The 26,390-nt window shown below is 69.3% G+C and carries 27 protein-coding genes; 14 read left to right on the top strand and 13 right to left on the bottom strand.

Features of this window, described 5'->3' with window-relative positions:
* Window positions 1-19: 19 nt before the first annotated feature.
* Together F9C11_RS11140 and pdxH are read right to left on the bottom strand one after the other, a co-directional pair.
* Window positions 20-1,297: an MFS transporter gene (locus tag F9C11_RS11140; protein WP_409186874.1), complete on the bottom strand. Its 1,278-nt coding sequence runs from the start codon at window positions 1,295-1,297 to the stop codon at window positions 20-22.
* A 454-nt stretch (window positions 1,298-1,751) separates the two neighbouring features.
* A complete protein-coding gene (gene pdxH, locus F9C11_RS11135) occupies window positions 1,752-2,417 on the bottom strand; it encodes a pyridoxamine 5'-phosphate oxidase (protein ID WP_409184781.1) in 666 nt (221 codons plus the stop codon).
* 246 nt (window positions 2,418-2,663) lie between these two features.
* Here pdxH and F9C11_RS11130 point away from each other — a divergent pair, with 246 nt between their 5' ends.
* Window positions 2,664-4,340, top strand: coding sequence for a purine-cytosine permease family protein (locus tag F9C11_RS11130; RefSeq protein ID WP_409184780.1), 1,677 nt, complete (start codon window positions 2,664-2,666; stop codon window positions 4,338-4,340).
* Here F9C11_RS11130 and F9C11_RS11125 read toward each other — a convergent pair.
* The 6 genes from F9C11_RS11125 to F9C11_RS11100 are packed head-to-tail and all read right to left on the bottom strand — an operon-like array spanning window position 4,305 to window position 8,746.
* Complete coding sequence (locus F9C11_RS11125) at window positions 4,305-5,033, bottom strand: urease accessory protein UreD (protein ID WP_409184779.1); 729 nt, start codon at window positions 5,031-5,033, stop codon at window positions 4,305-4,307. The genes F9C11_RS11130 and F9C11_RS11125 overlap by 36 nt on opposite strands.
* A complete protein-coding gene (gene ureG / locus F9C11_RS11120) occupies window positions 5,030-5,731 on the bottom strand; it encodes an urease accessory protein UreG (RefSeq protein WP_409184778.1) in 702 nt (233 codons plus the stop codon). The genes F9C11_RS11125 and ureG overlap by 4 nt, the downstream gene beginning before the upstream one ends.
* Complete coding sequence (locus F9C11_RS11115) at window positions 5,721-6,407, bottom strand: urease accessory protein UreF (protein ID WP_409184777.1); 687 nt, start codon at window positions 6,405-6,407, stop codon at window positions 5,721-5,723. The genes ureG and F9C11_RS11115 overlap by 11 nt, the downstream gene beginning before the upstream one ends.
* Window positions 6,407-8,128: an urease subunit alpha gene (locus tag F9C11_RS11110; protein WP_409184776.1), complete on the bottom strand. Its 1,722-nt coding sequence runs from the start codon at window positions 8,126-8,128 to the stop codon at window positions 6,407-6,409. The genes F9C11_RS11115 and F9C11_RS11110 overlap by 1 nt, the downstream gene beginning before the upstream one ends.
* Window positions 8,128-8,433, bottom strand: coding sequence for an urease subunit beta (locus tag F9C11_RS11105; RefSeq protein ID WP_409184775.1), 306 nt, complete (start codon window positions 8,431-8,433; stop codon window positions 8,128-8,130). Before F9C11_RS11105 ends, F9C11_RS11110 begins: the two co-directional genes overlap by 1 nt.
* A 10-nt stretch (window positions 8,434-8,443) precedes the next feature.
* Window positions 8,444-8,746 (bottom strand): urease subunit gamma, encoded by a 303-nt coding sequence (locus F9C11_RS11100; protein WP_409184774.1) that lies wholly within the window; start codon window positions 8,744-8,746, stop codon window positions 8,444-8,446.
* A 154-nt stretch (window positions 8,747-8,900) separates the two neighbouring features.
* Here F9C11_RS11100 and F9C11_RS11095 point away from each other — a divergent pair, with 154 nt between their 5' ends.
* The 3 genes from F9C11_RS11095 to F9C11_RS11085 all read left to right on the top strand — a co-directional run bounded on the left by F9C11_RS11095 (window position 8,901) and on the right by F9C11_RS11085 (window position 11,572).
* Window positions 8,901-9,407 (top strand): hypothetical protein, encoded by a 507-nt coding sequence (locus F9C11_RS11095; RefSeq protein WP_409184773.1) that lies wholly within the window; start codon window positions 8,901-8,903, stop codon window positions 9,405-9,407.
* A complete protein-coding gene (locus tag F9C11_RS11090) occupies window positions 9,404-9,955 on the top strand; it encodes a DUF3558 family protein (protein WP_409184772.1) in 552 nt (183 codons plus the stop codon). Before F9C11_RS11095 ends, F9C11_RS11090 begins: the two co-directional genes overlap by 4 nt.
* Window positions 9,956-10,432: 477 nt before the next feature.
* Window positions 10,433-11,572 (top strand): citrate synthase 2, encoded by a 1,140-nt coding sequence (locus F9C11_RS11085; protein ID WP_409184771.1) that lies wholly within the window; start codon window positions 10,433-10,435, stop codon window positions 11,570-11,572.
* A gap of 41 nt (window positions 11,573-11,613) precedes the next feature.
* On the opposite strand, the gene F9C11_RS11080 is transcribed toward F9C11_RS11085, so the two are convergent.
* Both F9C11_RS11080 and F9C11_RS11075 read right to left on the bottom strand, forming a co-directional pair.
* The gene (locus F9C11_RS11080; protein WP_409184770.1) at window positions 11,614-12,195 is read right to left on the bottom strand and encodes a TetR/AcrR family transcriptional regulator; all 582 of its coding nucleotides are present in this window, start codon (window positions 12,193-12,195) and stop codon (window positions 11,614-11,616) included.
* Window positions 12,196-12,209: 14 nt separating this feature from the next.
* The gene (locus tag F9C11_RS11075) at window positions 12,210-13,916 is read right to left on the bottom strand and encodes an SDR family oxidoreductase (RefSeq protein ID WP_409186873.1); all 1,707 of its coding nucleotides are present in this window, start codon (window positions 13,914-13,916) and stop codon (window positions 12,210-12,212) included.
* Window positions 13,917-14,068: 152 nt separating this feature from the next.
* Here F9C11_RS11075 and F9C11_RS11070 point away from each other — a divergent pair, with 152 nt between their 5' ends.
* The 7 genes from F9C11_RS11070 (at window position 14,069) to sepH (ending at window position 21,337) form a co-directional block, all read left to right on the top strand.
* The gene (locus F9C11_RS11070; protein WP_409184769.1) at window positions 14,069-14,908 is read left to right on the top strand and encodes an ABC transporter ATP-binding protein; all 840 of its coding nucleotides are present in this window, start codon (window positions 14,069-14,071) and stop codon (window positions 14,906-14,908) included.
* The gene (locus F9C11_RS11065; protein ID WP_409184768.1) at window positions 14,905-15,720 is read left to right on the top strand and encodes an ABC transporter permease; all 816 of its coding nucleotides are present in this window, start codon (window positions 14,905-14,907) and stop codon (window positions 15,718-15,720) included. The genes F9C11_RS11070 and F9C11_RS11065 overlap by 4 nt, the downstream gene beginning before the upstream one ends.
* Window positions 15,699-16,886 carry a sensor histidine kinase gene (locus F9C11_RS11060; protein ID WP_409184767.1) on the top strand — a complete coding sequence of 396 codons (1,188 nt, stop codon included), beginning with the start codon at window positions 15,699-15,701 and terminating at the stop codon, window positions 16,884-16,886. Before F9C11_RS11065 ends, F9C11_RS11060 begins: the two co-directional genes overlap by 22 nt.
* On the top strand, window positions 16,883-17,506 hold the full coding sequence (locus F9C11_RS11055) for a response regulator (RefSeq protein WP_409184766.1): 624 nt from the start codon (window positions 16,883-16,885) through the stop codon (window positions 17,504-17,506). The genes F9C11_RS11060 and F9C11_RS11055 overlap by 4 nt, the downstream gene beginning before the upstream one ends.
* A 23-nt stretch (window positions 17,507-17,529) precedes the next feature.
* Window positions 17,530-18,876, top strand: a complete 1,347-nt coding sequence (locus tag F9C11_RS11050) for a serine hydrolase domain-containing protein (RefSeq protein WP_409184765.1) — start codon at window positions 17,530-17,532, stop codon at window positions 18,874-18,876.
* A gap of 250 nt (window positions 18,877-19,126) precedes the next feature.
* Entirely contained in the window at window positions 19,127-20,251 is a 1,125-nt protein-coding gene (gene serC / locus F9C11_RS11045; protein WP_409184764.1) for a phosphoserine transaminase, read from the top strand.
* Window positions 20,252-20,500: 249 nt separating this feature from the next.
* Window positions 20,501-21,337 (top strand): septation protein SepH, encoded by an 837-nt coding sequence (gene sepH, locus F9C11_RS11040; protein WP_409184763.1) that lies wholly within the window; start codon window positions 20,501-20,503, stop codon window positions 21,335-21,337.
* A gap of 40 nt (window positions 21,338-21,377) precedes the next feature.
* Here the strand turns inward: sepH and F9C11_RS11035 are convergent, their stop codons facing one another.
* From F9C11_RS11035 to F9C11_RS11025, 3 genes are read right to left on the bottom strand one after another with little or no spacing between them, the layout of a single operon-like run.
* Window positions 21,378-21,731, bottom strand: coding sequence for an MmcQ/YjbR family DNA-binding protein (locus F9C11_RS11035; RefSeq protein ID WP_409184762.1), 354 nt, complete (start codon window positions 21,729-21,731; stop codon window positions 21,378-21,380).
* A gap of 18 nt (window positions 21,732-21,749) precedes the next feature.
* The gene (locus tag F9C11_RS11030) at window positions 21,750-22,340 is read right to left on the bottom strand and encodes a DUF2537 domain-containing protein (protein ID WP_409184761.1); all 591 of its coding nucleotides are present in this window, start codon (window positions 22,338-22,340) and stop codon (window positions 21,750-21,752) included.
* Between the two features lie 32 nt (window positions 22,341-22,372).
* A complete protein-coding gene (locus tag F9C11_RS11025) occupies window positions 22,373-23,194 on the bottom strand; it encodes a TrmH family RNA methyltransferase (protein ID WP_409184760.1) in 822 nt (273 codons plus the stop codon).
* Window positions 23,195-23,411: 217 nt separating this feature from the next.
* Between F9C11_RS11025 and F9C11_RS11020 the strand changes: the two genes are divergently transcribed.
* The 3 genes from F9C11_RS11020 (at window position 23,412) to F9C11_RS11010 (ending at window position 26,316) form a co-directional block, all read left to right on the top strand.
* Window positions 23,412-24,908 (top strand): glutamate-cysteine ligase family protein, encoded by a 1,497-nt coding sequence (locus F9C11_RS11020; protein ID WP_409184759.1) that lies wholly within the window; start codon window positions 23,412-23,414, stop codon window positions 24,906-24,908.
* A 52-nt stretch (window positions 24,909-24,960) separates the two neighbouring features.
* Entirely contained in the window at window positions 24,961-25,563 is a 603-nt protein-coding gene (locus tag F9C11_RS11015) for a TetR/AcrR family transcriptional regulator (RefSeq protein WP_409184758.1), read from the top strand.
* Between the two features lie 78 nt (window positions 25,564-25,641).
* Complete coding sequence (locus F9C11_RS11010) at window positions 25,642-26,316, top strand: heme oxygenase (biliverdin-producing) (RefSeq protein ID WP_409184757.1); 675 nt, start codon at window positions 25,642-25,644, stop codon at window positions 26,314-26,316.
* Window positions 26,317-26,390: the final 74 nt, after the last annotated feature.

Genomic DNA, 26,390 nt, shown 5'->3' with positions numbered 1-26,390 from the left:
GAACGGAGTAACACTACCGTCAGTGGCCCTCTTCGACCGGTGCCCGATACCGCCAGAACCCAGGCAGAACGACCAGCGAAGCCACTACCAGCACGATCACCAGCAACCCGCCGCCGGTCGCCGCGACCGAGGTCCCCCACGCCGCCGCGGACCAGCCGTGCGTGAGGTCGGCGATCCGCGGCCCGCCCGCGACCACCACGGTGAACACGCCCTGAAGCCGTCCGCGCATCTCGTCGGTGGTGGCGGTCTGCAGGATCGCCTGCCGGTACACCGAGCTGACCATGTCCGCCGCGCCGCCGAGCGCCATGAACACGACGGCCAGCCACAGCGAATGCGCGAGCCCGAACGCCGCCATCGCCGCACCCCAGCAGCAGATCGCGATGACGACCGCCGCGCCTTGGCGCCGCACCCTGTGCAGCCACCCGGAGAACAGCCCGATCAGCATCGCGCCCGCGGGCAGCGCGGCGTACAGCAGGCCGAGCGCGGGCCCGCCGCCGGGCGGATCGCCGAACGTCCGCTCGGCCATCTCCGGGATCAACGCGCGCGGCATGCCGGCGACCATCGCGATAATGTCGACGACGAAGGACGCCAGCAGCACTTTTTGGTGTGCCAGATAACGGAATCCGTCGATGACCGAGCCGATCCCCGCCTTGCGCGCCCCCTCGCCGAGCGGCGGAATCGAGGGCAGCCGCCACACCGCGATCAGCGTGATCGCCAACGCGCAGACGTCCACCAGGTACAAAGTGGACAGTCCGATCACCGGGATCAGCGCCCCGCCGAACAGCGGCCCGAACACCGCGCCGAACGTGGCCATCGTGGTGCTGAGCGCGTTCGCCGACGGCAGGAGCGAGGCAGGCACCAGCCGCGCGACGACCGCGCCGCGAGTGGGCATGTTGATCGCGAAGAACGCCTGGTTCGCGGCGAGCAGCCCGAGCACGAGCCACACCGAATGCATCCCGGCGAACGCCTGCAGCCACAGCAGCGCGGAGGTGACCGCGACGCCAACGTTGGTGACGAGCAGCAGCTTCCGCCGGTCAACCGCGTCCGCGATCGCCCCGCCCCACAGCCCGAACACGAGCAACGGCACGAGCGCGACCGCGCCGGTCAACCCGACGTAACCGGACGATCCGGTAATATCGAAAACCTGCTTGGGCACCGCGACCGCAGTAAGCTGCGACCCGACCGCGGTCACCGCGGTGGACATCCACAGCCGCCGAAACGCCGGAATCCGGAGCGGCCGAGTATCGACGACGATCCGACCGAGGAGCTTGCGAGCCCCGGTACGGGGCGGGCGTATCCCCGGTTCTGAAGTCACGAGCTATCAGCTTAGTTGCGCTAACGAAGCTGGCGCAGGTGATTTTCCCCGCACGCAACTCAAGGCGCCCACCCCACGGCGACGAAGCGGTCCGCGAGGACCGCCAGTCCCCCGCGAACCGCGAACCGCAGCCGATGCACCCACAAGCGAGGCACCCACCCTACGGCGACGACGCGGTCCGCCAGGACCGCCAGTCCCCGGGAACCGCGAACCGCAGCCGATGCACCCAACAAGCAAGGCACCCACCCCTCCCCCGCCCCCGATACACAGCCAAAAACACGGCGCTGGGGTGCTTGTCAAGGCATCTTTCCCGCCTTGACAAGCACCCCAGCGCCGTAGTCACACTAAAAAATCGGGGGGCCCACGCACCCACTAACCCCGGCAATGTCGCCCGCCAGGGCGACGAGCCGAACAGATCAGAACAGATCAGACGAGATCAGGGAGCCAACCTCTCCACCTGCCACCCGTCAAGCGTCCGATGAAACCGAAGCCGATCGTGCATCCGATCCTCGCGCCCCTGCCAGAACTCGACGAAGTCCGGCCGAATCCGCCACCCGCCCCAATGCGGCGGAGCCGGAATCTCCTCCACCTCGGCGAACCGACGCTCAATATTCCGAAGCGCGTTATCCAACGCCCGACGCCCCTCGACCACCCGCGACTGCGGCGAAGCCCAAGCCCCCAACTGCGACCCACGCGGCCGCTGAGCCCAGTAGGCAGCCGTCTCGTCCGCACTAACCTTCTCGACCTCGCCCCGAATCGTCACCTGACGATGCAACGGATACCAGGGAAAAGTCGCCGACGCATACCGCGTAGCAGTCAGGTCATGGCTCTTCGCCGACGTGTAGTTCGTGTAGAAAACCACCCCGCGGTCGTCAAAGCCCTTGCACAGCACCGTCCGCGAAGACGGCCGTCCCTCGGCGTCGGCGGTCGCGAGCACCATCGCGTTGGGTTCCGCGAGTGCTTCGGACACCGCCTGGCTCAGCCAGCTTTCCAGCTGCTCATGCCACGTGGCCGCGAGCGCGGACTCGTCAAACGGCGCGCTGTCGTAGGCCACCCGCATGCCAGGCAGCCGCACGACCGCCTCGTCGATCTCCGGTGTCATCCGGCCCAACCTCCGTTACCCCTGGTGAGGGTGTCGAATCACGGCTATCCAGCGACGGTATTGGGTCGCCGGTCCCGGCGAAACCCACCGAACGGTGACTCCTGCCACGCCCGGCCCGCCATCGGGCCGTAACCGCAGGACGCCGAGTTGTAACGCGCCGTTCACGGGCTGGTCCCTGATCGATACAGGCCACACCTACCTTTCGACCTGCTCCGGCACCCGTCCCCAGTCACGGAGGCAGGCCAGATGACCAAAGCTCTGTCCGAACGCGACGGCACGCGAAAGCCACAACGCACCTACGCCGCGCTCGCCGCCAACGAAAACCGCGAGGACTACTCGCTGCGCTTCGCCGCGCAATCGTTCCGGCGCTGGTCGCCGTTCGTCGTCGCGACGACCGCGCTGGGCGGGATCGCCTACCTCGCCGACTTCGCCATCGGCGCCAGCATCGTGCTGTCCTACGGCTTCACCTCGGGAGTGCTCGCCATCCTGGCCGCCGCGGTGGTGATCTTCGTGACCGGCGTACCGATCGCGCGCGCCTGCGCGACCTACGGCGTGGACATGGACCTGCTCACCCGCGGCGCCGGATTCGGCTACTTCGGATCCACCCTCACCTCGCTCGTCTATGCCAGCTTCACCGTGATCTTCTTCTCCCTTGAAGGCTCGATCATGGGTCAGGCGTTCCAGCTGGCGCTGGGCATTCCGCTGCCGATCGGCTACTTGCTGGCGACGCTGATCGTGCTGCCGTTCGCGCTCTACGGGATGGGCGCGGTCGCGAAGATGCAGACCTGGACGCAGCCGATCTGGATCGCCGGGCTGGTGCTGCCGTTCGTCGTCGTGCTCGTGCGGGAACCCGGACGGTTCGCCGAGTTCGCGACGTTCGGCGGCATCGACGGCGCGGGTTCCGGATTCTCCGCGGTCGGCTTCGGGTTCGGGATGGGCATCGCGCTGTCGCTGATCGGGCAGATCGGCGAGCAGGCCGATTACCTGCGCTTCATGCCGGCGAAAACGGCGGAGAACAAGCGCTCCTGGTGGGCCGCGGTGCTCGCCGCCGGGCCGGGCTGGGTGGTGCTCGGCGCGGCCAAGCAGATCGGCGGTGCCCTGCTGGCCTTCCTCGCGCTCGGGGCGGTCGGCAAGACCGCGGCGCTGGAACCGATCGCGCCCTATCTCGAAGCGGTGCGGCCCGCGCTCGGACCGGCCGCGCTCACCTTCGCCGCGTTGTTCGTGGTGGTTTCGCAGATCAAGATCAACACGACGAACGCCTACTCCGGCTCGCTGTCCTTCGCGAACTTCTTCTCTCGCGTCCTGCACCGTCATCCGGGCCGTGCCTGGTACGTGCTGGTCGACTGCGGAATCGCGCTCGCGCTGATGGAATTCGGCGCGTTCGGTTTCCTGAACAAGATCCTCGGCTTCTACTCGAACGTCGCGATCGCCTGGATCGGCGCGGTGTGCGCGGACCTCGTGATCGCGAAACCGCTCGGCCTTTCCCCGCGGTATATCGAGTTCAAACGGGCTTACCTGCACAAAGTCAACCCGGTCGGGTTCGGTGCCATGGTGCTCGCTTCCGCGGTGTCGATCGCGGCGTATTTCGGCGCGTTCGGCGAATATCTGGCGGCCTTCAGCCCGCTGCTGGCGCTGGTGATCGCCGTCGTGTTGGTGCCGGCGCTCGCGGTGGCCACCCGCGGCCGGTACTACTTGGTGCGGCCCAACCTCGTTTCCGGCCCTGACGTCGACCAGGACCGCACTGCTACGCACACCTGCTCGGTTTGCGGCGACGCCTACGAACTGCCGGACATCGCCGACTGCGCCAACCAGGGCGGCGCGATCTGCTCGCTGTGCTGCACGCTCGACAGCAGCTGCCACGACATGTGCCGCACCGCCGGCCCGGTCTCACTGCCCGAGCCGACTTTCCGCACCGCCGGGTAAACCGAGTCTCGACGCGGTCACCACATCCGGGGCCAGCGCGGTCGTCAGGGTGCCGCCCGCGGCCAGCGGAGTCCGCGACGACCACGGTCCGGACTCCGCGAGCTGCGACGGCCCGCCGAACTCGACTTCGGTCACCAGCACCCGCTGTCCGGCCAGCACCGCGAGGCTCGAGTCCAAGGAGGCGTCGCCGACGGTCTGCGTCTGCCGGAGTGCCGGGACTCCTCCGCGAGTCACGTGCACTGTGGAGGACAACCGGCCCGGGCGTTCGCCCTCCCGGCCGAGGACGAGGACTTCCCGGGTGCGGAACCGGGCGTCGGCGGCCAGGTCGGCGCGCAGCACGGCGACATGCTCGGCGCGGGCGGTGACGACGGTCGGCTCCGGGGGGTATTCGAAGGAACCACCGTCCTCGACCGTGACCTCCACAGTGGACAAGCTGGGCACGTCGCGCAGGCCGGGCAGTGCGAGGGTCGCCGCGACGCCGGACAGGTTCAGTTTCGCACCCGCCTCGACGCGGATCTCGAGCCGCAGCTCGTCCCCGCCGAGCGGCGCGGTGGCCGAGTTGACCAGGTGCACCACCGCGCCCGGACCGCGCTGGCGACGCGGGACGAGCGTCAGCGGCGCCATCGACTTCAGTTCTCGCAGCACAGTCCGTCCGTCGTCGAGGACGGCGACCAGGCGGGCGTGCGCCTTCACCCCTGCCGGACCGGCACCAGCGAGCGCACCCAGTCCGCGACGGCCGGGGCATCCGGAGTGTCCACTAGGGACTGAGTGAACACCGGCAGGTCGCCCCGCATGTGGTGGGCGTCCGAGGTCATCACGGTCAGGTCGGCTCCGACCAGCGGGGCGAGGTCGGTTTTGTTGATCACCAGCAGGTCCGCCGTCGTGACGCCGGGGCCGCCCTTGCGCGGCACTTTGTCGCCGCCCGCGACGTCGACCACGAAAACCTGGCTGTCGGCCAATCCGCGGCTGAACACCGCGGTCAGGTTGTCGCCGCCGCTTTCCACGATGACCAGTTCCAGGCCGGGGAATTTCTCCTCGAGCCGTTCCACCGCGTCGAGATTCGCGGTGATGTCGTCGCGGATGGCGGTGTGCGGGCAGGCGCCGGTCTGCACCGCCTCGATCCGTTCCGGGTCCAGCACGCCTGCTCGGCGCAGGAAATCGGCGTCTTCGGTCGTGTAGATGTCGTTGGTGACCACGGCCAGGTTCAGTTCTTCGCCGAGTGCGCGGCACAGTGCGGCGGTGAGCGCGGTCTTGCCGCTGCCGACCGGGCCGCCGATGCCGATCCGGTACGCCCGGCCGGCGGTCGGCGCCGCGTCGTAGTGGTCGGGTTCGGTGGCGGTCGGGTCGAAGTTGACCGCGTGGAAATGCCCGTGACCGTGTTCAGCTGGCAAAGAGACGCACCTCTTCCTGGTGATGCCGAGCGTGTTCCTCGGCGAACAAATCCAGCGCCGGCGACGCTGGAGCGGGCAACTCGGCCGGGTCCGCACCGGCGGTTTCGGCGGCCTGGGCGCTCACTTCCCGCAACGGTCCGGCGAGCCGCGCGACCACCGCGTTCACCGCGAACGGGTCCAATCCAAGGAGACGAACCGCCGCGCTCGCCGGACCGCTCACGGCGAGGTAGGCGACCGCCATGGCCGCGTCGAACGGACTGCCGCCGCTGATGCCGACGAGCGCGCCGGTGATGATCGGATGGTGCGGGCGCGGGGTTTCGGCGAGCAGTTGGGACAGCACTGGTGACGGCCACGCGGCACGTCCGGCGCGCGCTGTCCCCCGGCCTTGTGCGCGCGACGCTTCCCGTTGCGCGAGCGAAGGCGTACGGGCGTCGAGTTCTTGATCGAGCCGTCGCCAATGGACACTCTCGACGGCTCGCGCCGCGGCGTGCGCTGAGGCGGCGGCAAAGGCGGCTCCGAGCAGGCCCGCGGTACGCAACCGTCCAAAGAGGAATCCCGGCAAGTCGCGTTCGGACCGGACGAGACGCCGGGCGGCCACCTCTTCGAAGCCGCCGGAATGCACGTGTCCGCCGCCCGGGAACCGGGAGTCGGCGAGAATGAGCGCGACCGGGTCCATCAGAACAGGAAATACCGTTGCGCCATGGGCAATTCGGCCACGGGATGCGGTTCGATCAGTTCCCCGTCCACCCGCACCGCGAAACTGTCCGGATCCACGCGCACCTGCGGGGTCGCGTCGTTCAGCACCATGTCCGCTTTCGTCCGGCGGCGGGTGTTGGCTACCGGCACCAACGGCCGGGTGATGCGGAATCGTTCGGCCAACCCGGAATCCAGCGCTTCCGGAGCCACGAAATGCACGCTGGACGCGGCCGCCACCGCGGGTGTGGCACCGAACATCGGCCGCGCGAGCACCGGTTGCGGCGTGGGGATCGAAGCGTTCGCGTCGCCCATCGCCGCCCATGCCGGGAACCCGCCCTTCAGCACCACATGCGGGCGCACGCCGAAAAACTTCGGTTCCCACAACACCAGATCGGCGAGTTTGCCGACCTCGACCGAGCCGATTTCCGCGTCCATTCCGTGGGCGATGGCCGGATTGATCGTGTACTTCGCGACGTAACGACGGGCGCGTAAATTGTCCGCCGCACCGTCGCCGGGAAGCGCGCCGCGACGGCCTTTCATCACGTGCGCGGTCTGCCAGGTCCGGATGATCACCTCGCCGATCCGTCCCATCGCCTGCGAATCGGAACTCATCATCGAAATGGCGCCGAGGTCGTGCAGCACGTCCTCGGCGGCGATCGTGCTCGGCCGGATCCGGCTTTCCGCGAAGGCGAGGTCCTCGGGCACCGACGGGTTCAGGTGGTGGCAGACCATCAGCATGTCGAGGTGCTCGTCGAGGGTGTTGACGGTGTGCGGGCGCGTCGGATTGGTCGACGAGGGAAGGAAGTTCGCCATCCCGGAGACCTCGATGATGTCCGGCGCGTGCCCGCCGCCAGCGCCCTCGGTGTGGTAGGCGTTGATCGACCGGCCGCCGATCGCCTCCACAGTGGACTCGAGAAACCCGGCCTCATTGAGGGTGTCGGTGTGGATCGCGACCTGCACGCCGGATTCGTCGGCGACGGTGAGACAGGCGTCGATCGCGGCCGGCGTCGAGCCCCAGTCCTCGTGCAGCTTGAACCCGCCCGCCCCGGCGGCCAGCTGTTCCCGCAATGCCTCCTGCCGGACAGTATTCCCCTTGCCCAGCAGCAACACGTTCACCGGCTGACCGTCCATTGCGGACAGCATCCGGCCGAGGTTCCACGCACCGGGAGTCACCGTCGTCGCCTTGGTGCCCTCGTTCGGACCGGTGCCGCCGCCGACCAAAGTGGTCAGTCCGGCCGCGAGCGCGGTGTCGACCAGTTGCGGGCAGACGAAATGCACGTGACAGTCGATGCCGCCCGCGGTGAGGATCTTCCCGTTGCCCGCCAGCACTTCCGTGGACGGCCCGATCACCAGCGCCGGGTCCACACCGTCCATTGTGTCCGGATTACCCGCTTTGCCGATGCCGACGACGCGCCCGTCGCGGACGCCGACGTCAGCCTTCACCACGCCCCAGTGGTCGAGAATCACCGCGCCGGTGATCACCAGATCGGGCGCCCCCTCGGCGCGGGTGGCCATGCCCTGGCCCATCGACTCGCGAATCACCTTCCCGCCGCCGAAAAGCACCTCGTCGCCGCTGCCGCCGGGTCCGATCGACCAGTCCTCGGTCACCTCGATCAGCAGCTCGGTGTCCGCGAGCCGGATCCGGTCGCCGGCAGTCGGGCCGAACAGCTCGGCGTAGCGGACGCGGTCGATCTCCGGCATCAGAACTCCCCGGCGTATTCGGCCCGCAGCCCCGGCACCCGCCGACGCCCGCTGAGCGGAACCAGGTCGACCTCGCGGTCAATGCCCGGCTCGAACCGCACCGAGGTCCCAGCGGGCACGTCGAGCCGGTGCCCGCGAGCGGCTTCGCGGTCGAACTCCAGGCCCGGATTGACCGCGGCGAAGTGATAGTGCGAACCGACCTGCACCGGCCGGTCGCCGAGGTTGCGCACGCGCAGCCGCACCCGAGCGCGCCCCGGATTCAACGGCACCGGCTCGTCGCCGGGAATGATCTCGCCTGGCCGCACGATGTCCTCCTCAGGCAATCGGTTCGTGCACGGTGACGAGCTTGGTGCCGTCCGGAAAAGTGGCTTCCACCTGCACGGACTCGACCATTTCCGGCACCCCGTCGAGCACCTGGTCCCGAGTGAGGACGCCGCGCCCGCCCGCCGCCAGCTCACTGACCGTGCGCCCGTCGCGAGCGCCCTCCAGGACGTAGTCGGTAATGAGCGCGACGGCTTCGGGATAATTGAGCCGAAGACCGCGTTCGAGCCGCTTGCGAGCAACGTCCGCCGCGACGTGGACCAGCAGTTTGTCGCGTTCCTGCGGGCTCAGGTGCATGGCCAAGGTCTACCACCGGAACCCCCGCTCCGCCTGATTCGGCAACACAGTGTTTACCCACCGGGCAGCTGTTTCGATCGGCTGACAGCACGCGCGGACACCCGATACCCTCCGTGGTAGAAGGCGCACGAAGCGAACCAGCGGAGGGGGGAACATGACGGGCGCGCACTTCGGCGAGCCGGGCGTAGGCACTGGCCAGGCTCCCAACACCGACGTGGACAAGACCAGCGCTGATCTGTTCGCCAACATCGAACGCGCCCCTTATGACGCGAAGGCGGCGGAGCAAGTGCGTGCCGGAGGCGCTCACCTCAAGGCCCTCGCGCAGAACGGTTCGTTCGCGGTCAACGAGGCGGGGTTCCGGGCGTACCTCCACGCCTGCAACTTCTTCCTCGACGGCTACGGCCGGATGTTCAGGGAGCTCGGGATTCTTACCCAAGCGGCCAAAATGGGCTCCGCCGAGTACGCTCAGGCGGTCGCGGACTTCAACGTCAAGGTCGCCGACGGGGACGCGAGTTCGCTGCTGCCGAACCTTGATCTCCTGAGACAAGGCATTGAACAAGCAAAGGACGCCCTGGAGATCGCACGCAGGAACTACCGCGAAACCGAAGCCGCGCACACCGTTTCATTCGCCGAACTCAGCAAGGAATCGGCTGTCCAGTGAACATCCTCCGAGCGAAGGTCGCTCTCGTGATGCTCGGCGCGCTCGGGACCGTGCTCGCCGGATGCTCCAGCCCGGTTGCCGGCACCCCTGAACCCAACCTGCCGTCGACCTCGGCCGGTGCGCCGTCCAAGCCTGCCAATCCCTTCGCGGCGCGGAACCAATGCGCCCTCCTGGATCAGATCCTCGCAGGTCAAGGCTTTCCCCAAGGCACTCCGACCATTGCTGACCGCAATCGGTCGTGCGCGGCGCAAAAACCCTCCGCCGGGATGACGAGCGGCATCGATGTCGCCGTGATCTTGCAGGACGGCCAGCCGTACACCGACAACGTCAACCACCCGGAAACCGCTCGGCGCGGAGACGTCAACGGACGACCTTCGATCGAACAGCCCGAGCCGCTGAATTCGCCGGGACAGTGCCAGGTCGGCATGGCTGTCGAACCCAGCTCACGGGCACTGGTGCTCGTGACGTCCGGTTCCGACACCAAGGCCGCTTGCGCAGCGGCGGAAAAGTACGCCACCGCGCTGGAACCTCTCCTGCCGAAGAGCTGATCCGGCCCCAGGGTCCGTCACTGAGCGCGACGACTTCTTGGTGATTGATGCGACAAAAGCAGTGTTTGCGTGGCCCGAACCGCGCTCGCATACCGAACTCGAAAAGGATTCGGACAACCCGGCAACGATTCTGCATTTCGGCTCAGGACCAGCCACTCCCAGAGCACGCTCAGTATCCAACCTGATCACTGAAGGTAATCACTGTCCGTCTCTGGCAAGCCGTGATTCACCTCGAGTCCACCGGGGTACCAGTCTGCGGTCACCTCTCTGGACGGGAGAAAGTCGCGTCCCAGGCTCACCTGGACTGAATCGTTCTCGTAATCGTGACCGAAACCACGACATCTTCCGTTGCCCCAGCCGGGCAAAGGGAGCATGGTTTGTCCCACCGTGCGATGAGGCGCGCAAGGAGCCAGCGTGTATCCCGTCCGCGCGTGCACAACACAGCCGGGGAATGCGCATCGAAAGGGTTCGCGAAGAGTGACTACCTCCACGATCAGCAAGACCAACGAAGCCGACGACGGGTTCCGGCCTGGCCTCGAAGGCGTCGTCGCGTTTCGGACCGAAATCGCCGAACCCGACCGGGACGGCGGTGCGCTGCGCTATCGCGGCGTGGACATCGAGGACCTCGCCGGGAAGGTGACCTTCGGCGACGTATGGGGCCTCCTGGTCGACGGCCGGTTCGGGACCGGGCTTCCGCCCGCCGAGCCGTTCCCGCTTCCGGTGCACACCGGCGACGTCCGGGTCGACGTCCAGGCCGCGCTCGCCATGCTCGCCCCGATCTGGGGGTACCGGCCGCTGCTCGACATCACCGACGAAGAGGCGCGCGACCAGCTCGCCCGCGCTTCGGTGATGGCGCTGTCCTACGTCGCGCAGTCCGCGCGCGGCATCGGCCAGCCCGCGGTGCCGCAGTCCCGGGTCGACGAGGCCAAGTCGATCACCGAGCGGTTCATGATCCGCTGGCGCGGCGAGCCGGACCCGGCGCACGTCAAGGCGGTCGACGCGTACTGGGTTTCCGCCGCCGAGCACGGCCTCAACGCCTCCACCTTCACCGCGCGCGTCATCGCCTCCACCGGGGCGGACGTCGCGGCCTCGCTGTCCGGCGCGATCGGCGCGATGTCCGGCCCGCTGCACGGCGGGGCCCCGGCGCGCGTGCTGCCGATGATCGAGGAGGTCGAGCGCACGGGTGACGCCCGCGCGCTGGTCAAGGGCATCCTCGACCGCAAGGAGCGGCTGATGGGCTTCGGCCACCGCGTGTACCGCGCGGAGGACCCGCGCGCCCGCGTGCTGCGCCGGACCTGCAAGGAACTGGGCGCGGAACGCTACGAGGTGGCCGCCGCGCTGGAGCAGGCCGCGCTGGCCGAGCTGCGCGAACGCCGTCCGGACCACCCGATCGAGACCAACGTCGAGTTCTGGGCCGCGGTGATCCTGGACTTCGCGAAGGTGCCGCCGCACATGATGCCGGCGATGTTCTCCTCCGCGCGCACCGCCGGCTGGGCGGCGCACATCCTGGAGCAGAAGCAGACCGGCCGCCTGGTCCGTCCGTCGGCGAAGTACGTCGGCCCCGGCCCGCGCACGCCGTCCGAGGTCGAAGGCTGGGACAGCGTCACCCAGATCTGACACTCAAGTCCGTGAAGGCCCCCTGGTACTCAAGGGGGCCTTCACGGCTTTCTGGCCAGGTGCGCGTCGGTGGCGGCGAGCATCGCGGTGAGCTGGTCGACCAGCCAGCCGTCCAGCGCTTCCCGCGGGACGGTGCCTTCTTGAAGCCACGACAACAAAGCGCCCTCGACCACCGCGGTCCAGCAGCGCAGCGTCAGCAGCACCAACGGCGACGGTTCGGGCAGAGCCAGCGCCTCCAGGATCAGCTCGACGGCCCGGTTGCGAACCTCGTCGATCGCCGCGTCCGTCTCCGAAGTGGCGATCACTGAACCGCTGCGCAACAACGCGACATAGCCTTCGCGGTAATGCGCGGCGACATCGACCAGACCGCGTACGGCCGCGCGCAGCCGTTCTTCCGGCGGGCCTTCCTCCAGGGTCGCGAGCCGGTCGACCAAACCGTCGGTGACCGTGCGCAACGCCTGCATTTGCAGTTCCCGCAGGCTCGGGAAATACCGGTAGAACAACGGCCGGGACACCTCGGCGCGCGCCACGATGTCGTCCACCGTGACCAATTCCGGGGCCCGGGTGCCGAACAGGTCCAACGCGGCCGCGATCAGGTCGTCCCGCCGGGCCTGTGCGGTCATCCGGCGCGGACGGTTCACGGCGTGACGTCCAGTTTCGCCGCCGCCCGCAGCAAACCCGGCGTCAGTCGCGAAAGGACCAACGCGACCTTCGCCTCCGGAGTGGACGGTTGGATCGCGACGTTCTTCTCCACCGCACGCAGAATGTCGCGCGCCACTCGTTCCGGGCCGAAATTGCGCCGCGCGTAAAGCTTCGACGATTCCTTCTGCCGCCGCTTCTCCTCCACCTCGTCGACGCCGACAAACCTGGTGGTCTTAGTGATGTTCGTATTCACCAGTCCCGGGCAAACCGCCGTGACCCCGATTCCCTCGGAAGCCAGCTCCGCGCGCAAACCATTGCTCAACGCCAGCACGGCCGCTTTCGTGGTGCCGTACGCGGTGAGGATCTTCGACGGCAGATAAGCCGCGGCAGAAGCGAGGTTGACGATCTGCCCGCCCTCAGCGCGTTCCTTCATCATCGGCGCGAACGCGCGACACCCGTGGATCACGCCCCACAGGTTGACGTCCACGACCTTCTCCCAGTCCTCGATCGTCGTGTCGAGGAACGGACCGGACATGCCGATCCCAGCGTTGTTCACCACGATGTCCGGCACGCCGAACTCGTCGCGCACCTGCTCGGCGAACCGGGCGACCGCTTCGCCGTCCGAAGAGTCCACTGTGTACTCACCGGCGTCGACCCCGCGTTCCCGCACCAGTTTCGCGGTTTCCGCGGCCGAATCGCCGTTGATGTCGCTGACGACCACGTCCGCGCCCTCGGCGGCGAACGCCAGCGCGGTCTCCCGGCCGATCCCGCTGCCCGCGCCGGTCACCACCACCAGATGGTGCGCGAAGCGACCGCCTCCGCCCCCGATCCGCGCACGGCGCAACGCACGGGTTTCCTCGCCGGTTTCCACCGACGCGATCAGCTCAGCCGCCGCGGCGGCGACCACTTCCGGCTTGGTCCGGGTGATCCAGTGCGACCCGATCACGCGCCGGACACGCAGATCCGGCACCCAGCGCTCGACCTCGGTCTGCAGTGGCGCGGTGACGTACGAATCGCCGGTCGGCGCGAGCACCTGCACCGGGATCTCCGCCGGACGCGGGCGCGGCCGCGACAACCGCGGTCCCATGTTCGCCCGGTACAACTTCAGGCCGTGCACGCCGTCGGACGTCTTCGGCGAGGATTCGGCGGGCTCCAGCTTCCGGATCATCGTGCGCATGATTCCCGTGCGCCACAACAGTTCCGGAATCAACGGCACCTGGAACGCGACGATGTAATACGAGTGCAGGAACTGCCGCACCGCGTGCCCGAGCCGACGCGGCGTCGGCCGGGTCAGCTGAGCCCGGAACCACGCGCCCGCGTGATCGAGGCTGGGCCCGGAAAGCGAGGTGTAGGAAGCGATGCGGCCGCGCAGCCGGTCGCCGGTGACCGCGTGCCACGCCTGGATCGAACCCCAGTCGTGCGCGACGAGGTGGACCTTGCCGAACGGCTGCACCTCGTCGACCACCGCGGCGAGGTCGTCGGCGAGCTGGTCCAGCCGGTACGCCCGGCGCGCCCGCGGCTTGTCGGATTCGCCCGCGCCGCGCACGTCGTAGACGACCACGCGGTGCTCGCGGCGCAGCTCCTCGGCGACGCCGTCCCACATCGAGCTGTTGTCCGGATATCCGTGCACGAGCACGACCGTGGGCCCGTCCGGGTTGCCGCTCACCCGGACCGAAAGGCGGACTCCGTCGCTGGCAGTCACCTGCTTGTGAGACATCTTGTCATGTTAGACAACTTGTCAACAGCGAGCGCCGTGGTTCCACGGGAAACCAGCGTGTCCACCGTTCGGTGGACAGCCGGATTCCACTGCCCGGACGTCCCGCGAACCGCCCTCGCCACCGCACGCTGGAGCCCATGAGCACAGCAGTGCGAGTGCGCGGACTGCGCAAGGAGTACCCGGGCCACCTCGCTGTGGCCGGGATCGATCTCGACATCCACGACGGCGAGGTGTTCGCCCTGCTCGGGCCCAACGGCGCGGGCAAAACGACCACCGTCGAGATCCTGGAGGGACACCGGCAGCGGACGGCGGGGGAAACCACTGTCCTCGGCGAGGACCCGGGCACCGCGGGCCGCGCGTGGCGCGCCCGCCTCGGCATCGTGCTGCAAACGGCCACCGATGCGGCGGAACTGACCGTCGCGGAGACCGTGCGGCACTTCGCGAAGTACTACCCGAATCCCCGGGATCCGGAAGAGGTGATCGACCAGGTCGGCCTCACCGCGAAGGCGGGCGCGCGGGTGAAGTCGTTGTCCGGCGGGCAGCGCCGGCGGGTGGACGTCGCGCTCGGCATCGTCGGCCGTCCGGAATTGCTATTCCTCGACGAGCCCACCACCGGTTTCGACCCCGAGGCGCGGCGGCAGTTCTGGACGCTGATCGACGGGCTCGCCCACGAGGGCACCACGATCCTGCTGACCACGCACTACCTGGACGAGGTCGAAGCGCTGGCCGACCGGCTCGCGGTGCTCGCCCGAGGTTCGGTCGTCGCGGAGGGGACGCCGGCGACGCTCGGCGGCCGCGAACGCGCCGAGGCCGTCGTGCGGTGGCAGGACGAACGCGGCAGCCACGAGGAACGCACGCCGTTCCCGACGAAACTCGTCTCGCAACTCGCCGCCGAGCGCGGGGAACTCGCCGGGCTGACCGTGACGCGCCCCAGCCTGGAAGACATCTATCTCGACCTGATCGGGGAACAACCGTGACCACCACACTGGCCGTGCCGGGGACGTTCCGCCTCGGCCTCGCCCGCGGCGCGCTCGAGCTGCGGCAGTTCTTCCGCAACCGCGAGCAGGTGGTGTTCACCTTCTCGCTGCCCGCGGTGCTGATGATCCTGCTCGGCTCCATCCTCGACGGCCCGACCGGGCAGACCGGGGTGTCGTCCGGGCAGCTGCTCGCCGCCGGGATGATCGGCGCGGGCATCGTGTCGACGTCGTTCAACAGCGTCGGCATCGGCATCGCCGCGGACCGCGAAATCGGTGCGCTGAAACGATTGCGCGGCACGCCGATGCCCGCGCCGGCCTATTTCGTCGGCAAGATGGTGATGGTCGCGGTGAGCAGCGTCGCGCAGACCGTCCTGATGGCCGCGGTGGCGATGCTGCTGTTCCGCCTCGAGCTGCCGGCCGACCCGGCGAAGTGGCTGACCCTGGTCTGGGTGCTGCTGCTCGGGATCGTCTCCTCGACGCTGCTGGGCATCGCGATCAGCTCGGTGACCCGCACCGCGAACGGCACCGTGGCGCTGGTGCAGCTGGTGTACTTGGTGCTGCAGTTCATTTCCGGGGTGTTCGTCACGCCGATCACGCACCTGCCGCGGATCATGGTCGACGTCGCGTCGTTCTTCCCGCTGAAATGGATCTGCCAGGGCTTCCGCTCGGTGTTCCTTCCGCCGGAGGCCGCGACCCAGGAAATGGCGGGGACATGGGAGCTTCCGAAGGTGGCGCTGGTGCTGGCGGTGTGGTGCGTGGTGGGCCTGGTGCTCGCGAGGGTGACGTTCCGGTGGACGAACGAAGCGAAGTGAACCAGGCCGACGCGTGGGAGCGGTCGTACTGGTCCTGGGAGGTGCTGTTCGCGGTCGCCTGCGCGGCGACCGCGGTCCTGGTGCTGATCAACGACGGTTCGGCGGCAGCGAAGATCACCGCCGAGGCCGCGCTGGGCGCGATCGCGATCGGGTACCTGGCCGTGGGACGGCGCGTCGTGCACGGCGAGGACAACGACCCCGCCCGCGTCGTCGCGGCGGTGGCGCTGATCGCGTTGAGCGCCACCGCCATTCTCGCGACCACCGCGGCGAGCTTCGTGCTGTTTCTCGCCTGCCCGCTGGTGTTCATGCTGCTGGAGCTGCGGCCGGGGGTCGTCGCGACGACGCTGTTGATCCTGCTCGAACCCGTCTCCGCGGTGGTGAACGGCGGCTGGGACAACCAGTTGCTGTCGGTGCTGCTGCCGATGACCGCGATCCTCGTCGTCTTCAGCGTGCTGGCCGGGAAGTTCACCAGCGACGTGCTGAAGCAGAGCCGGGCCCGCGCCGAGCTGATCCGCGAACTGGAATCCAGCCAGGCCGAGGTCGCCCGGCTGTCAAGGGAAGCGGGCACCGCGGCCGAACGCGAACGCCTGGCGCGGGAAATCCACGACACGCTCGCCCAAGGCTTCACCAGCATCATCACGCTGACCCAGGCGATTGAGTCCGAACTGGACACTGACCTGTCCGCGGTGCGCAAACACGTCGCGCTCGCCGGCCGCACCGCGCGCGAGAATCTCGCCGAGGCCCGCGCGATGGTGGCCGCGCTCGCACCGTCCGATTTGGCCACCGGTTCGCTGCCGGAAGCGGTGCAGCGGCAGGCAGATCGGCTCGCCGAGGAGCTCGGAATTCCGGTGGAGTGCGATGTGGACGATGCGCTGCCGCCACTGTCCACTGCGGTCGAAGTGGTGCTGCTGCGCGCGGCGCAGGAAGCATTGTCGAACGTACGCAAGCATTCCGGCGCGACGCTCGTCCGCGTGCGGCTGTCCGCTGTGGACGGAGCGATACGGTTGCACGTAGCAGACAACGGGTGCGGCTTCCGGCCGGACGCTGCCGGAGCCGGATTCGGGCTGCGCGGCATGCGTTCCCGGGCCGAGCAGGTCGGCGGCACCCTGGAAGTGCGGACCGGCGCGAACGGCGGCACCGAACTGGAACTGGAGGTGCCCGCGTGATCACCATCATGCTGGTCGACGACCATCCCGTGGTGCGCGAAGGACTGCGCGGCATGCTCGAAGCCGAGGACGACCTGACGGTGGTCGGCGAAGCCGGTTCCGGTGCCGAAGCGGTGGCGCTCGACCGCGTGAAACAGCCCGACGTCGTCCTGATGGACCTGCGCATGCCAGGTCTCGACGGCGTCGGCGCGATCCACGCGATCCTCAAGGAGGCGCCCGCGCGCCGGATCGTCGTGCTCACCACTTACGAAACGGACGCGGACATCCTGCGCGCGGTCGAGGCTGGTGCGTCGGGGTACCTGCTGAAAGACGCGTCGCGGGCGGAATTGGCCAACGCGATCCGGGCCGCGCATCGCGGCGAAACCGTGCTGGCACCGTCGGTCGCGGGCAAGCTCGTGCACCGGATGCGAAACCCGGAACCGGTCTCGCCGCTGTCCGCGCGCGAGGTGGAAGTGCTGCGGCTGGTCGCGAAGGGCCGCACCAACGCCGAAATCGGCCGCGAGCTGCACATCGGTGAGGCGACGGTGAAGACGCATCTGCTCCGGGTGTTCTCGAAGCTCGGCGTTTCCGACCGCACCGCGGCGGTGACGACGGCGCTGGACCGGCAGCTGCTCGGCTGAACTGCCCGGGCAGAATGACGGCCATGCTCGACACCACCGAACTCGCCCTGTACCGACGGCTCGCACACGAGCAGTCCGTCAGCCGCGCCCCGTCCCTCGTCGCCGCTGTCGTGCGAGGCGGCGAGGTCGTCTGGTCCGGAGCCCGCGGCCGCGTCGGCGGCCAGCGCCCGGACGACGACACGCAGTACCGGCTGGGGTCGATCACCAAAACGATGATCGCGACCGCCGTCATGCGGCTGCGCGACGAGGGCAAACTCGACCTGACCGATCCGCTGGAGCGGCACCTGCCGGGCACCGCGTTCGGCTCGGTCACCATCGCGCAGCTGCTGTCGCACACCTCGGGTCTCACGTCGGAATCGCCCGGCCAGTGGTGGGAGCGCGCGCCCGGCGCGGACTGGGCGGCACTCGTCGCGAGTCTGGAAAAGGGCGCGACGAAGCTGCGTCCCGGCTCCAAGTTCCATTATTCGAACGTCGGCTACGGCGTCCTCGGCGAACTGGTCGCCCGGCACCGCGAGCGGCCGTGGTTCGACGTCGTGCGCGACGAAATCCTTACCCCGCTGGGCATGAACCGTACGACCCCGCATCCGGAAGGCGCGCACGCCGAGGGATTCGCCGTGCACCCGTTCGCCGACGTGCTGATGCCGGAGAAGTGGCCGGACGCCGGCGCGATGGCCCCGGCGGGCCAGCTCTGGTCCACGATCACCGACCTCGGCCGCTGGACGTCGTTCCTCGGCGGCCACACCGGCGGCGTGCTGTCCGAGGACACCGTCGACGAGATGCGGACGATGAACACCGTCGACGACACCGAGGTGTGGTCGACCGGATTCGGCCTCGGCCTGATGGTCGTGCGCTACCAGGGCAGGCACCTGGCCGGGCACACCGGCTCGATGCCCGGCTTCCTCGCCGCGACCCTGGTCGACCCGCGCAGCGGCACCGGCGCGCTGTGCCTCGCCAACTCCACTGGAGGCGTCGGCATCACCCAGCTGTGCCTCGACCTGCTCGCCACGGCCGACGACCTCGAACCGGCACTGCCCGAAGAGTGGCTGCCGTCCACTGTGGACCCGGACCTGCTCGCGCTGACCGGGCTGTGGCACTGGGGCCCGTCGCCGTACTTCCTGCGCGTGCAGGGCGACGGCCTGATCTCCCTGAACCCGGCAGTCGGAACCGGACGAGCCTCGCGGTTCCGCCCCGAGGGCCCAGACACCTGGATCGGCCTGGACGGCTACTACGCGGGCGAAACGCTCACCGTCGGCCGCGCCGCGGACGGGACGGCGAACCACCTGAACCTCGCGACGTTCATCTTCACCCGCACGCCGTACGACCCAGCCGCACCCATCCCGGGCGGGCTGGACGAGGCCGGGTGGCGCTGAGTCTCTCCGCTTCGACCTGGACGCCGGTCTCGTCGGCGTCCAGGTCGGCTGCTCGGCCGGGAACAGCCGCGCCTCGCGGGGAGAGGCCGATCAGCGCAGCGGAATCCCGCGGGTGCACCAGCGCCGCCGAGCCGAAGAGCGCAACCCTCCCCCACGCGCCCGGTCACCGTGCGTTTCCGGCACGATTCCACATGCCGGACAGGCCCCAACCGCCGTTACCTGCGTTGTCCCGACCTGAGAGACTAAGCACATGACCGACGCTGAGTTGACGATCCCAGCAGACCTCAAGCCGGCCGACGGCCGCTTCGGCTGCGGACCCTCGAAGGTTCGCGAAGAGCAGCTCGCCGCCCTCGCCCGGTCCGGTTCCACCTACCTCGGCACCTCGCACCGGCAGAAGCCGGTCAAGTCGCTCGTCGGCCGCGTGCGCGCCGGGCTGTCCGAGCTGTTCTCGCTCCCGGACGGGTACGAGGTCATCCTCGGCAACGGCGGCACGACCGCGTTCTGGGACGCCGCCGCGTTCGGCCTCGTGCGCGAGCGCGCCCAGCACTTCACCTACGGCGAGTTCTCCTCGAAGTTCGCCACCGTCACGAACAAGGCCCCGTTCCTCGGCGAGTCGATCGTGGTGAAGGCCGACCCGGGCAGCGCTCCGGAGATCGCCTACTCCCAGGGCGCGGACCTCGTCGGCTGGGCGCACAACGAGACCTCCACCGGCGTCGCGGTGCCGGTTCAGCGTCCCGAGGGCAGCGACGGCGCGCTGGTCGCGATCGACGCGACCTCCGGAGCCGGCGGCCTCCCGGTCAAGGCCGAGGACTTCGACGTCTACTACTTCGCGCCGCAGAAGTCGTTCGCGTCCGACGGCGGGCTGTGGATCGCCCTCGCCTCGGCCGCGGCGATCGAGCGGATCGGCGAGATCGGCGGCGGCGACCGCTGGATCCCCGAATTCCTGTCGCTCACCACGGCGCTCGACAACTCGCGCAAGGACCAGACCTACAACACCCCCGCCGTCGCCACGCTGTTCCTGCTCGCCGAGCAGATCGAGTGGATGAACGGCCAGGGCGGCCTGGCCTGGACCACCGCGCGCACCAAGGAATCCTCGACCCGGCTGTACGAATGGGCCGAGAAAACCTCGTACACCACGCCGTTCGTGGCGAACCCGGAGCTGCGCTCGCAGGTCGTCGGCACGGTCGACTTCGCCGACGAGGTCGACGCGGCCGCGGTCGCGAAGGCGTTGCGCGCCAACGGGATCGTCGACACCGAGCCGTACCGGAAGCTGGGCCGCAACCAGCTGCGCGTCGGCCTCTTCCCGGCGATCGACCCGGACGACGTCACGAAGCTCACCCAGAGCATCGAATACGTCGTGGAACGGCTCGGCTGACCAGAAAACGCCCAAACCGCCCCGCCAGCCACCCGGCTCGCGGGGCGGTTCGCGTTCACGACCACTCGTTCGTGACACACCGTGGTCGGCGTGTCACGGCGGTCCCGGATCTCCGGCCCGGCGAAGATGACCGGGAAAGTGCCGTCGGAGGGAATTCGGATGGGTGAGGCGTCGGCGCGCCTCGCACGTCAAGCCGACGCGCCGTTCTAACGTGGGCACCCACAAAGGTGAACACCGGGGAGGCGAGAAATGCGGGCGTTGCGGGTGGTCGGGCTGCACGAGGACGGGAAGTCCCTCGTGCTGGAGGACCCGGCGAGCCGTACCCGCTTCCTGCTCCCGGCCGACGAGAGACTGCGTGCGGCGGCGAGGGGGGACATAGCCCGGCTGGGCCAGATCGAGATCGAGTTGGAGAGCCAGATGCGGCCACGCGAGATCCAGGCGCGAATCCGCGCGGGCGAGTCCGTCGAGCAGGTCGCGAGCAGCGCGGGCGTCTCGACGCAGCGGGTGGAGCGGTTCGCCTACCCGGTGCTGCTCGAACGGTCCCGCACGGCGGAACTCGCGCAGTCGGCGCACCCGGTCCGCGAGGACGGGCCCGACGTCCAGACGCTCGGCGAGGTCGTCGCCTACGCGTTCGGCGTCCGCGGCCACGACTACAACCAGGCCACCTGGGACGCCTGGCGCGGCGACGACGGCAAGTGGGTCGTCGTGCTGCGCTGGAAGGCCGGCCGCTCCGACAACCGCGCGCACTGGTCGTTCTCGCCCGGCGCGCACGGCGGAACGGTGCACGCGCTCGACGAGAACGCCGAGGTCCTGCTCAACCCGAACTCGTACGTCGCGCCGCGCACCGTGCGCGCGCTGGCTCCCGCCCGCGATTCGGTGGTGCAGCCGACCCTCGACGCCGTCGAGGAGCCGCGCGCCATCGAAGGCCCGGACGAGGGCGACGAGGAGACCCGCGAAATCCCGCGCGTCCCGGGCGAGCCCGACGGGGACGAGGCCGAGCAGCCGCGCACGAAGGCGAAGAAGAACCATCCGATCGTGCCGTCCTGGGAGGACGTGCTGCTCGGAGTCCGCACCCAGCGCGGCTGACCCGCGATGGGTGCGTGAGGGAACCCGGGCCCGGCCAGGTTCACTCGTCCAGCAGAGCGGCCAGTTTCTTCGGCGCGACGTGCCGATACGCCTCGCGCACGATCTGCTCCACCTCGGTCCAGTCGACGTCCACGTCGAGCCGCACCCCGAGCCACCCGTGCACTCCGACGTAGGGCGGCCGGAAGAACCGGTCCGGTTCGGTGCGCACCAGTTCCTCCTGCACGCCTGGCGGCGCGGGGCACCAGAACGCGAGTTTGTCGTCGTGGTGCCGGTCGGCGAACATCGCGAACGTCTTGCGGCCGCGGACGAACCACGTCGGTTCGCCGTGGCTGAGCCGTTCGGTGGCTTCGGGCAGGGCGAGACACAGCGCGCGCAGCTTGTCGAGCGGGGCCATCGCGCCAGTATCCGCGAGTCAGAACACCGTGGCCAGCACGCCGATCCACGCGAGCACCAGGCCGCCGCCCGCGCCGTACACCGCCCAGCGCAGGATCGGCACCTTCCGGCCCAGCCAGAGCGACGGCGCGACCCCGCCGGTCACCACCAGCGACGCGATCAGCGCGAGCCACGTGCTCGTCTCGCGCGCGAGCGTCCCGGCCAGCGCGAGCATCGCCACGATCACCACGGCAGCCGCGAACGCGGACACGGTAAGCCCAGTGGCCCACGGCGTCGGCTCGTCCGGGGTTCGCGCCCGCGCGGGCTGATCCGGCCGCGGCGGCGGTTCGACCACTGTCTCCACGCCGGTCACCGGGTCGACAAAGCGCACCTCGGTGCCCATCACCGCGGCCAGGCGCGCGGCGAGCTGCCGCCCTCGCTGCGACACGACTGAACCGGCGACGTCGACGTCCGAGTCGGAGCGGGCGACCGCCGACGCCACGCGTGCCCATTCGTGCAGCGCCTGCGCCAGGTCGGCACCGATCGCGAGCCGGCGCGGGTCGACCTCCCGCGCGTGCTCGCCGCCCGGACCGGCGAGCACCGCCTGCTCGCCGCGGATCCGCAGCTCCATAGTGCCCCTCCCCGCGAGAAACGTGCCGGGGGTCACTCTAGCGGGGCGGCCCCCGCCGAGACTTCGTGGAACGCGATCGCCGCCGCGGTGGCGACATTCAGCGAGTCGACGCCGGGCACCATCTCCACCCGGACCGCGACGTCCGCGGCCTCGATCGCCTCGTCGGTCAGTCCCGGCCCCTCGGCGCCGAGCAGCAGCGCGATCGGGCCCGGCACCTTCTCGCGCAATCCGCGCAGCGGTACGGAATCCGTGCGCGGCGTGAGCGCGGCCACCGTGAAACCCCGTGCCCGCAGCACATCCAGGCCGCCGGGCCAGCTGTCGAAAGTCGCGAACGGGACGCGCAGCACGTGTCCCATCGAAACGCGCACACTTCGCCGGTAAAGCGGATCCGAACAACCCGGACCGAGCAATACCCCGCCCACGCCGAGCGCGGCGGCATTGCGGAACAGCGCGCCGAGATTTTCGTGATCGCCGACACCTTCGAGCACCGCCAGAATCTGCGCGCTGTCCACGATTTGGGAAACCGTCGGCGGTTCCGGGCGGTCCGCGACCGCGAGCACGCCGCGATTGAGGTGGAAACCGACGACCTCGGCCATGGTTTCCGCCGACGTCACATACGCGGGCACGTCGACGCCGGCGAGTTCGTCTTCCAATTCCCGCAGCCGTCTCTCCACGCCGAGCAGCGCTCGCACCGGATAACGCGACGCGAGCAGCCGTCCGACCACGACGGTTCCCTCGGCGATCACCAGCCCGCGCCCGCCGGGGCGGTCCGGGCGACGGTCCGCTGTGGACAGGTCGCGGAAGTCGTCGAGCCCCGGATGCGCCCGGTCCTCGGTGAAGATCAGTTGAGCCACATCGGACAGTCTCGCACCCGCCCGAACCCGTGCCCATTGGTCCGAACGCGCGGCCCGCTTTGGTACGAATGGCGTAGTTGTCCGCAGGGTCAACCGCCGGTGACGGAGAGCACCAGTTTGGCCGCTAGCCCATGGCGACGCGCTGTGCGACGGTGGTCTGCCTGGCGACCTAGCCGCCCAGACCACTGCGGACAGCAGCCAAGGAGCGCGTCGAACCATGGGTACGGATCTCTCGGCACACCCCGGCCGGCTCGATCGCGGACGGTACCGCCGGAAGGTCCAGCGGTGCCTGGACACCCTGGCGCGGATGCTCACCGACGGCAGTTTTTCCTTTCCCCGCAAGAACATCGGGCTCGAGGTCGAGCTGAATCTGGTGGACGGGCAGCTGAGCCCCTCGATGACCAACTCGGTCGTGCTGGAGGCGCTCGACGACGCCGCGTTCACCACCGAACTCGGCCAGCACAATCTGGAGCTCAACGTGCCGCCGCGCCCGCTCGCCGGGGATTCCGCGCTGCGGCTGGAAGAAGACCTGCACTCCTACCTCGCGAAAGCGCAGGACAGCGCGGCGCACACCGGCTCGTCGGTGGCCATGATCGGCATTCTGCCGACGCTGGGACCGGAGCATTTCGATCAGAAGTGGCTTTCCCACAAAACGCGGTATTCGTCGCTGAACGACGAGATCTTCGCCGCCCGCGGCGAGCGGATCGCGCTCGCGATGGACGGCCCGGCATTGCCCGGAGGCCAGCCGGAGCGGCTGCGGCACTACGCGGAGTCCATTCTCCCGGAGGCCGCCTGCACTTCGGTCCAATTGCATCTGCAGGTCGCCCCTGAGGAATTCGCCGCGCACTGGAACGCCGCGCAATGCCTGGCAGGCGTCCAGATCGCGCTCGCCTCGAACTCGCCTTTCCTGCTGGGCAAGGCGCTGTGGCACGAAACCCGGATCCCGTTGTTCCAGCAGGCCACCGACACCCGGCCGGAGGAGCTGAAAAACCAGGGCGTCCGGCCGCGCGTGTGGTTCGGCGAACGGTGGATCACGTCGATCTTCGACCTGTTCGAGGAAAACGTCCGCTATTTCCCGGGTCTGCTGCCGGAGACCGATCTCGAGGACCCGATCGAAGCGCTGGAATCCGGGCAGGCGCCGAAGCTTTCCGAACTGCGGCTGCACAACGGAACGATCTGGCGGTGGAACCGGCCGGTGTACGACGTAGTCGACGGCCTGCCGCATCTGCGCATCGAAAACCGGGTGCTGCCCGCCGGTCCGACGGTCGCCGACATGGTGGCCAACGCGGCGTTTTTCTACGGCGCCCAGCGCGCGCTGGCCGAGCAGGACCGGCCGGTGTGGTCGCAGATGTCGTTCCAGGCCGCGGAAGAAAATTTGTACGAGGGCGCGCGCAAGGGCTTCGACGCGCAGCTGTACTGGCCCGGCATCGGCTGGATCCCGCCGGACGAGCTGGCGCTGCGCGTGCTGCTGCCGCTGGCGCACGAAGGCCTGCGCCGTTCGGATGTGTCCGACGAAGCCCGCGTGCGCTACCTCGGCATCATCGAACGCCGATGCCTCGCCCGGCGCAGCGGCGCGGCCTGGCAACGCGACTACGTGCTGCGCGCGCACGAACGCGGCGCGGACCGCGAAACCGCGCTCAACTGGATGCTGCGGCGGTATTTGGAGCTTTCGGAAGCCGGCGAGCCGGTGCACACCTGGACGCTCGACGGCTGAGCTCTTTTGCGCGGTCCCCTAAGGTGTTTCGCACGGGAAGGGGGTGGCGCGCGTGCCGAAGGTGCTGGGCGGTTCGCTCGAAGCGCACCGCCGCGAAGTGCGGTCACGAGTCTTCGAGGTCGTCCGCGCGCAGCTGTACGAACGCGGGTTCGACGCGATCACGCTCGCCGGAGTCGCCGCGGAGGCCGGGCTCGGCCGCACCGCGATGTACAACCACTTCCCGGACAAGGAAAGCCTGCTCGTCGCGTTCGTGGAGGACGAGGCCGCGCGGTATGTCGAGCGGCTGCGCGAGGCGGTGGACGCCGAACCGGACCCGGTCGCCCAGCTGGCCACGTTCGTTCGGCTGCAGCTGCGCGTGCTGGCCGAGCACCACCTCCCGCCGGGCACCGCGTTGGAATCCGCGCTCGCGCCCGCGGCGTACCAGCGGATCAGCGCGCACGCCGACCCGATCACCGAACAGCTGCGCTCGGTGCTGCTCGCCGGAGTCGACGCGGGCAGCTGGCCCGCGCAGGACCTCGCCGTGGTGGTTCCGATGATCACCGCCGCGCTCGGCAGCCGGCAGGTCATCGATGTGCCCGCGGACCAGCTGGAAGACGCCATCGAAGCCGCCGTGCGGTTCGTCCGGCGGGCGGTCGGTTCAAGGGACGAAGCTTGATTTTAGGCTAGCCTAAGTCGTGATCCTGGCCTACAGTTCTTTCTGACAGCTTGTCATAAAGACGTCGGGAGGCCCTTGATGACGGTGACCGCGGACCTCGAAGCCAGCCCGTTCTCCGGACGGCTGCGCGCGTCCACGAGGGCGGTGCACGACAAGGCCAACCACTCGACGTACATGAACGCGCTGCTCGGCGGCGAGCTGACGCTGGAGGGCTACGCGGCGCTGGCCGCCCAGTACTACTTCATCTACGAAGCCATCGAACGCGCCGGCGACGCGATGGCCGGTGACCCGGTCGGCGGCCAGTTCGTGTTCGAGGAGCTGCGCCGGCTGCCCGCGCTGGAACGCGACCTCGTCCGGCTGGTCGGGCCCGGCTGGCGCGCCGAGATCGCCCCGCTCGCCGCCACCGCGGCCTACACCGCGCGGATCGCCGAGGCGGCGCGTTGGTCCGGCGGGTTCGTGGCGCACCACTACACGCGCTACCTCGGCGACATCGCCGGCGGCCAGATCATCCGGCGGCTGCTGGAGAAGAAGTTCGACCTCGCCGAGGCGGGCACGCTCTTCTACCGCTTCGACCAGATCGGCAGCGCCCCCGCGTTCCGCGACCGCTACCGCGCGAAGCTGGACGAGGCGCCGTGGAGGGAGGAAGACCGCGCCCGGGTCATCGACGAATCCGTGGTCGCCTTCGAGCACAACGTGGCGGTATTCGACGAACTGGCGCTCGACCTCGACCGGTACCGCGACGCGGCGGCATGAGCCGGGTCACAGCCGGTTGACCTCCACCTAGCTTGAAGTACGACGCTCGGTTTCAGAAGGTTCCCGCGAGGGAA

The organism is Amycolatopsis sp. VS8301801F10, assembly GCF_046195355.1.
Classification (GTDB): Bacteria; Actinomycetota; Actinomycetes; order Mycobacteriales; family Pseudonocardiaceae; genus Amycolatopsis.
This window is presented reverse-complemented; position numbering and strand designations above follow the sequence as displayed.